5 protein-coding genes and 2 pseudogenes are annotated in these 6973 nt (G+C 69.7%); all 7 read right to left on the bottom strand.

The genetic code is table 11. The features are described 5' to 3' along the window. Positions 1 to 178: 178 nt before the first annotated feature. Positions 179 to 1309 carry an ABC transporter substrate-binding protein gene (locus IRZ30_RS14360; protein WP_294086142.1) on the bottom strand — a complete coding sequence of 377 codons (1131 nt, stop codon included), beginning with the start codon at positions 1307 to 1309 and terminating at the stop codon, positions 179 to 181. A 121-nt stretch (positions 1310 to 1430) separates the two neighbouring features. Further along, the gene (locus IRZ30_RS14355; protein WP_294086140.1) at positions 1431 to 2279 is read right to left on the bottom strand and encodes a (2Fe-2S)-binding protein; all 849 of its coding nucleotides are present in this window, start codon (positions 2277 to 2279) and stop codon (positions 1431 to 1433) included. Then, positions 2258 to 3055 (bottom strand): annotated as a pseudogene (locus IRZ30_RS17200) (ABC transporter ATP-binding protein); the annotation flags it as partial. The gene IRZ30_RS14355 and the pseudogene IRZ30_RS17200, both read right to left, overlap by 22 nt. A gap of 135 nt (positions 3056 to 3190) precedes the next feature. Further along, positions 3191 to 3940: pseudogene (locus IRZ30_RS17195) on the bottom strand (ABC transporter ATP-binding protein); the annotation flags it as partial. A 9-nt stretch (positions 3941 to 3949) separates the two neighbouring features. Further along, positions 3950 to 5014: an iron ABC transporter permease gene (locus IRZ30_RS14345; RefSeq protein ID WP_294086138.1), complete on the bottom strand. Its 1065-nt coding sequence runs from the start codon at positions 5012 to 5014 to the stop codon at positions 3950 to 3952. A gap of 2 nt (positions 5015 to 5016) precedes the next feature. After that, entirely contained in the window at positions 5017 to 6075 is a 1059-nt protein-coding gene (locus tag IRZ30_RS14340) for an iron ABC transporter permease (RefSeq protein ID WP_294086137.1), read from the bottom strand. Next, positions 6072 to 6973, bottom strand: a 902-nt coding sequence (locus IRZ30_RS14335) for an iron-siderophore ABC transporter substrate-binding protein (protein WP_294086136.1), incomplete at its 5' end; no start/stop codon positions are given. The genes IRZ30_RS14335 and IRZ30_RS14340, both read right to left, overlap by 4 nt.

Here is a 6973-nt window from a genome sequence, read left to right as displayed (position 1 = left end):
TTAAAAAAAAACCCCCCCCCCCCCCGGCGGGCGCCCCGCCCGCGGGGGGGGGGGGGGGGGGGGGGGGGCCCCCCCCCCGCGCCCCCCCCCCAACGCATGGTCCCGCGGTGTTGTCGAGAGGAAAGACGCAGCCGCGCAGCAAGGGCTGCGCGGACGTTTGCGAGATTCCCCGTCCGGGCTAGACGATGTCGGCCCGCGACTTCCGGATGATCTCGGCCAGCTCCCGCATAATGGGCGCGAACCGCTTGTGGCTGTAGGGCGCGCCCGCGTACCAGGGGCCGACCTGACCGGCCTGCACCGCCGGGAGACTCGTCCAGGTCGGAATCGCGTTGAGCTGCTCCTGGGTGAGCAGGCCGGGTCGCTGGTCGACCAGGATGAGGTCCGCCGGGTACTTGTTGGCCTGCTCCCAGCTCAGGGCCTCGAAGAAGTCGTTGGTCTGGTGCTTGACGATATCGAGCCCGAGGTCAGCGAAGTAGTGGAGGTCGGTCATCCACTCGGGCGAGGCGACGTAGAGCTGGTCGAGTGAATTGGAGACGACCAGGACGCGCAGGCCGGGCTTCTCCGCGATGGCGGCCTTCAGGTCCGCCTCCGCAGCGGCGAACTCCTCCTTGGCTTCGACCACGTCCGGCGCGGACCTGTCCGCGCCGAGCAGACCGGCCAGCTCCTCAAACCGCTCGATGGACGTGAGGATCGACACGCCCTGCATCGAGATGCCGATCGTGGGCACGATCTCTTTCACGCGGGACTCGGTGTCGCCCAGGTACCAGAGCTGCTTGTCGTACAGCGCGAAGTCGACATAGACGTCCGCCTGGAGGGCGATCAGCTTCTCCAGATCCATCTCGCCGTAGTCGCCGAGGTACTCGACCGCGTCGAGATCGATGTTGCCGGCCTGGAAGTCGGGTGAGCCGTCTTCCGCGCGATATGGCCCGAAGATGCCGACGGCGCGGATGCCGTAGTCCCACAGCGCGGCGGCCGCGGCGGTCTGCGCGACGATGCGCTCCGGCCGCGAGGGCAGGGTGACGGTGATGCCGCGATCGTCGGTGAAGCTCCATTCACCCCCCGACGCCGCGGGGCTGGTCGCGGCGGTCGGCGACGCGCTCGCTGGCGTCGCGGCGGAACCGGTCCCGGCCTCGGCGGGTTCGGTGGCCGTGGTGGCGGCTCCGCCGGTGCTGTCGTCTCCGCCGCAGGCCGCGAGCAGGGCAGCGAGCGGCACGGCGGCGGTCAGGGCCGTCGCACCGCGCAGGAGCCGGCGGCGTGAAATCCGGCGGCGGAGTCCCGCCTGCGCGCTGGCATGCAAGTCATGCGGCATCAATTCGCTCCTCTCTCATCCTCCCAATCTGGAAACCTCCCAAACCGTTCGGCCCAGCATCCGGGGCGGGCCGAGCGCTCATGGCGGTCGCCCTGCCGCCGGGTGAGCCAGGGCGGGTGGGCTAGTGAATCTGGCCGTTCCCCTCCAGGTAGGCGCGGCAGAGCGCGATCCGCTCCTCAAGGGGGCGCAGGCAGCAGGTGTCGCACTTCTCTCGACCGGGCAGGCGGTAGTTCAGGCAGCAGCCGCCACGGTTCAGGAAGATGCCGCTGCGCCCGGCGTGCTCGACCTCCAGAATGCCGGTGCGCCCGTTCGGCCGCGCCAGGGACACCAGGGCAGGAACCTCGCGGCGCGCGAGGTCGAGGTCGCCCACCTGCTCGGCGATCCAGATCACGGCGCTGGCGAGCCGATCGGCGTAGTTCGCGCGCATCCCGTTCAAGCCGTAGGGAGCGACGGACCGGAGGGTGGCGAAGAGGGGGGCAGCGTGCTCCTCGAACTGGGAGGTCAAGCGCTCGCGCAGTTCCTGTTGGTTCGCAACAACGGTGACGGTGGGGTGCTGCGCATCGGGATCACCCGGCAGCGCCCAGCAGTGGGGCGAGAGGAACGTGATGCCGCCCCGCAGGTCGAGCGCGATGGCACCGGCAGACAGATCGGGGACGCGGTTCTCCAGCAGGTAGCAGGCGGTGGCCGCGGCCATGATGTGCCAGAAATAGCCCAGGACGAGGAAGCTGGCTGCCACCTGCCGATTGTCCATCTCGTACAGGCGGCAGACCTCGTCGAGCAAGTCGTTCACGGCGGCGGGGCTGTCCACGATGGCGGCCGCGCGGCGCCACGAGTCAGGCCTGGGCCCGAAGTACACGCTCACACCGGACACCCGTGCGGCCACCCGCTCGATGGTGGCCTGGATCGGGATCGTCGCTTGCGGCGTTGCCTCCGCGGCCAGGATGCCGGTCACGCGCTCTGCTCGGTCCATTCCATGCTCCTCTGTGCGGCTGCGGCCGGAGGACCGCCGCGCTCCGCGACAGCCGCGTCGGCCGTCACTGCCTGTTCGGGGATGATGAGCGGCCGGCCGGTCATGGGATCGTCGACCACGCTGCTCTCGACGCCGAACACATCGCGCACCAGCGCCGGTGTCAGGACGGCCGCCGGGGTACCGGTCGTCACGATCTGTCCGTCCTTCATGACCACGATGTGGTCGGCGTAGCGGCACGCCTGGCTGAGGTCGTGCATGACCATGACGATCGTCCGGCCTTCGCGCCGGTTCAGGTTCCAGACCAGATCCAGCATCTCGACTTGATGGGCGATGTCGAGGAACGTCGTCGGCTCGTCCAGCAGCAAGACCTTCGTCTGCTGGGCGAGTGCCATCGCCAGCCACACACGCTGTCGCTGCCCACCGGAAATGGCGTCGACAGGCTTCCAGCGCAGGTGCTCCACCCCGGTCGCGGCCAATGCCTCGTCGACCGCCTGCTGATCGTCGTGGCTCCACTGCCGGTACCACCGCTGATAGGGGTAGCGTCCCACGGCCACGAGGTCTTCGACCGTGACCCCGTCGGGGACCGCCGCATCCTGGGACAGCAGCGCGACCCGCTGGGCGAATTTCCGGTGTGACCAGGTGACGACCGACCGGTCGTCGAGCAGGGCCGTCCCCGACATCGGCTTGAGCAGCCGGGCGAACGTGCGCAGCAGGGTGGACTTCCCGCTCGCGTTGGGGCCGACGATGGCGGTCACCCGGCCGGCGGGGATCGTCAGGCGTGCCTGGTCCACAATGCAGCGCTGCCCGTAGCCGCAGCAGAGCCGGTCGCAGCGCAGCCGGCCGATCGGCGGGGTGGGGAGTGGCTCCGCGGTCAGCGCCGCGGAGCTCCGGGGCACCGACACGAGGCGGTCCGTCTCCGGCACGTAGACGATATCGCACGCGATCCCGAAGACCGTCTCCATCATCTCGGGCGTCACGACGCGCTCGGGCGGGCCTTCGGCGACGATCGCGCCGTCGCGCATGGCCACAACGTGGTCGCTGACCTGGGCTGCGGCGTTGACGTCGTGCAGCACCAGCACGATCGTCCGGCCTTCGGTGCGGTTCAGGCGGCGGAGCAGCGACAGGATCTCTTGCTGGTGGGCGATATCCAGGTAGGTGGTCGGCTCGTCCAGGAGCAGCAAGGGCGTTTCCTGCGCCAGCGCCATGGCGATCCACGCCCGCTGGCGCTGGCCGCCCGACAGCTCGTCGACTGGGTGGCGGCGCAGGTCGGTCATGCCCGTGATCTCGAGCGCGCGTTCGACCGCGGCACGATCCTCCCGGCTCAGCGGCTGCAGGATCGACTGGTGGGGGTAGCGGCCGCGCCGCACCAGCTCCTCGACGGTGATCGCATCGGGAGCCGTCGGCTGCTGCGGCAGGAGTCCGAGCTGGCGGGCGACCTCCTTCGTCGACTGCCGGTGGATCGTATGGCCGTCGAGCAGGACCGCGCCGCGCTGCGGGGCCATGAGCCGGCCCAGCGCCCGGAGCAGGGTGCTCTTGCCGCACCCGTTGGGGCCGATGATTGCGGTAACCGCGCCATCCGGGACCTTGAGCGTCAGATCCCGAATCACGGCCTGCGGGCCACCGTAGCTGAGGGTGATCTCGTCTGCGTGCAGTCTCGTCATCCGCCGCCCCTAAACCCGTGTGTTCGCCCGGTACAACAGGAAGAGGAAGTACGGTGCGCCGACCGCGCCGGTGACGACGCCGACGGGGACGCTGACCGGGAGGGCGTGCTGCCCCACCATGTCCGCGCCCAGGACCAGCAGCGCGCCGAGCACACCCGTGACGATGAAGACGCCGCCCGACATCGGGCCAGCGATCATCCGCGCGATATGCGGCACCATCAGCGCGACGAAGCCGATCGGCCCGGCCACCGCGACGGCGCCCGCACTCAAGGCGCAGCCGACCAGGATCAGCGCGAGCCGTGTCCGTTCCAGCGGCAGCCCGACGCTGCGGGCCGTGGTGTCGCCGACCTGGATCACCCGCAGCGCCCACATCAACCCCACGCCCACCGGCGCCAGGACGGCTAGCACCACGACCATCACGCGCACGTCGCCCCATGTGGCGGCGTACACGCTGCCGGTGGTCCAGTGGAGCGCACGGCTGGCTTCGTAGATGTTGGCGCGGACCACTAACCCGGTGGTGAGCGCGGTCAGGATGGCGTTGACGCCGATCCCCACCAGGATCAAGCGGGGTCCGGCGATGTTCCCCCGCCAGCTCAGGAGGTAGATCGCTGCCGTCGTGGTCACCGCCCCGGCGAAGGCGATCAACGGGAGCAGCGGCGACGGCTGTCCGGTCACGATCCAGAACACGGCCGCGAAGGACGCCCCGGCGTTCACACCGATGATGTCCGGCGACACCAGCGGGTTGCGCACGAGCCCCTGGAAGATCGCCCCGGACATGGCCAGCGCGGCGCCGACGAAGGATGCCGTCAGCACCCGCGGGAGGCGCAGGTCGCGCACGATAAACCGGGCGTCGCCCGCGTGCGCGCCGGTGAGCGCGTCGATGACAGCCTGGAGAGACAGGCGGAAGCTGCCGAGCGTCAACGCCCACGCGCCCAACGCCACCAGTACCACCAGCGCCACGCCGATCATGCTGAGGACACGGGTGTTGACCCGGAACGCGACCTCACCGAGCTGGACGAAGCGCACCGATGGCGGCGTGGTCTCTGGCGAGGGGCTGGTGGAGCGGGCCATCATCACTACAGCTCCGCGACGCGGCGCTGGCGTGCCAGCGCGATCAGTACCGGTGCCCCGAGGACGGCCGTGACGATCCCGACCTGGACTTCGCCCGGCCGGGCCACCACCCGCCCCAAGATGTCCGCGCTCAGCAACAGCAGCGGGCCGACGACCAGGCAGTACGCGAGAGTCCAGCGGTAATCGGGGCCGGTGAAGAGGCGGACGATGTGCGGGACGGCCAGCCCGAGGAAGCCGATCGGGCCTGCCGCGGCCACCGCAGCACCCGCGAGCAGGACCACCAGCGCGGTAACCACCGCGCGGACCCTTCCGGTGTGCATCCCGAGTGAGCGCGCGGTGTCTTCACCCATGCTGAGGATGTCGAGCTGGTTCGCCATGGCCAGCATGCCGATCAGCCCGACCAGGAGGAACGGCAGGACGGAGGTGAAGGTCGTGACGTCACGGCCCGCGAGCGACCCGGCGAGCCAGAACCGCACGACCTCCAGCGTCTGCTGGTCCAGCAAGAGCAATGCGGTGAGCCAGGAGCTCAACAGAGATGACACGACCACGCCGGCGAGTGCCAGCTTGACCGGCGTAGCGCCACCGGGTCCGGCAGACCCGAAGGCGTACGTTGCCGCCGCGGCAGCCAGGCCGCCCGCGAACGCGAACCAGACGAACTGGAGCGGGTGGGTCAGGTGGCCGTAGTAGACGGCGGTGACGATTCCGAAGGCCGCGCCGCTGTTGACGCCCAGCAGGTCCGGACCGGCCAGTGGGTTACGCGTAGTCGCCTGCATCGCCGCGCCCGCCATCGCCAGTGCGGCGCCGACCCCTAAGCCGATGATCGTCCGGGGCAGCCGCAGCGTGCGGACGACCGTCTGCTCGTAGGACGCGGGATTGTAGTGAAACAGGGCATCGAAGGCGTCCGCGTTCGAGATACCGATCGACCCGACTCGCAGGCTCAACACCGCCACAACAGCGAGCGCCGCGACGCAGAGCAGGAGCGTGGCTCCCAGCTTCGCCGCCGGGAGGGTTCCCCGGTGCGCCATGGTTGATTGAGCCGGCGCCGTGCTGGTGACTTTGCTCACGATGTCGCCTCGGTGCTGGGATCGCCGTCGACCGCGGCGGCGAGCAGGGGAACCAGTCGCTCGACCAGGTACGGCAGGCTCAGCACGGTGCTGAAACTCAAGGCGCCGTAGATCGGGTCATCGCTGCGTTCGAAGAAGATCGTGCGACCCTCGCGCGACACCCGGAGTTGCTGGTAGAGGGGATCGGCCTCAATGGCGGAGCGCTGCTCGGGCGTATCCGTCTGCATGATGAGGACATCGGTGTCGAGGAGGTTGATCTGCTCCTTGCTGATCTGTGCCGAGTCCAGGTCCCCGACGACCTTCGCGAGGTCGTCCGGCACGACAAAGCCGAGCGAGATCAGGAAGCGCATTGGCGGCGTGTTCGGCCCGACCGCCCAGAACTGGCCGTCGCCACTGGGCGACGCCCACGCGATCGTCGCCCCGGCAAACTCGGCATGGGCCGATGCGGCCTCGGCGATGGCGGCCTCAACCTGGGCGATGCGCTCCTCGGCGACGGCCTCACGGCCCAGCGCGCGGCCGATCACCCGAGTCTGCTCCTGCCACGGCATGCCGAAGTCGGGGTAGTCGCCCGACTGCGCCACCGTCGGGGCGATCTGCGACAGCCGCGTGTACTCGTCTTCGGTGATGCCGGAGTGCGTCGCGATGATGACGTCAGGCCGGAGTGCCGCGATCGTCTCGAAGTCCAACTCGCCGTACGGCATGACCAGCACCTGCGGCGTGGCATCGCCGAGTTCGTCCTGCGCCCAGGGCCAGACGGCGTAGGGCTGATTGCCGAACCATTCGCGCACGGCCACCGGCTTGACGCCGAGCGCGAGGACCGGGTCCTGCTCGCTGAAGCCGATCGTGACCACGCGCTCCGGCTGCTCCGGGATCTCGGTGGTCCCGAACTTGTGCTCGA

Source organism: Sphaerobacter sp., from assembly GCF_019683595.1.
Lineage (GTDB): Bacteria > Chloroflexota > Chloroflexia > Thermomicrobiales > Thermomicrobiaceae > Sphaerobacter.
The sequence above is the reverse complement of the archived record's forward strand: the minus strand, read 5'-3'. Positions and strand labels throughout refer to the sequence as shown.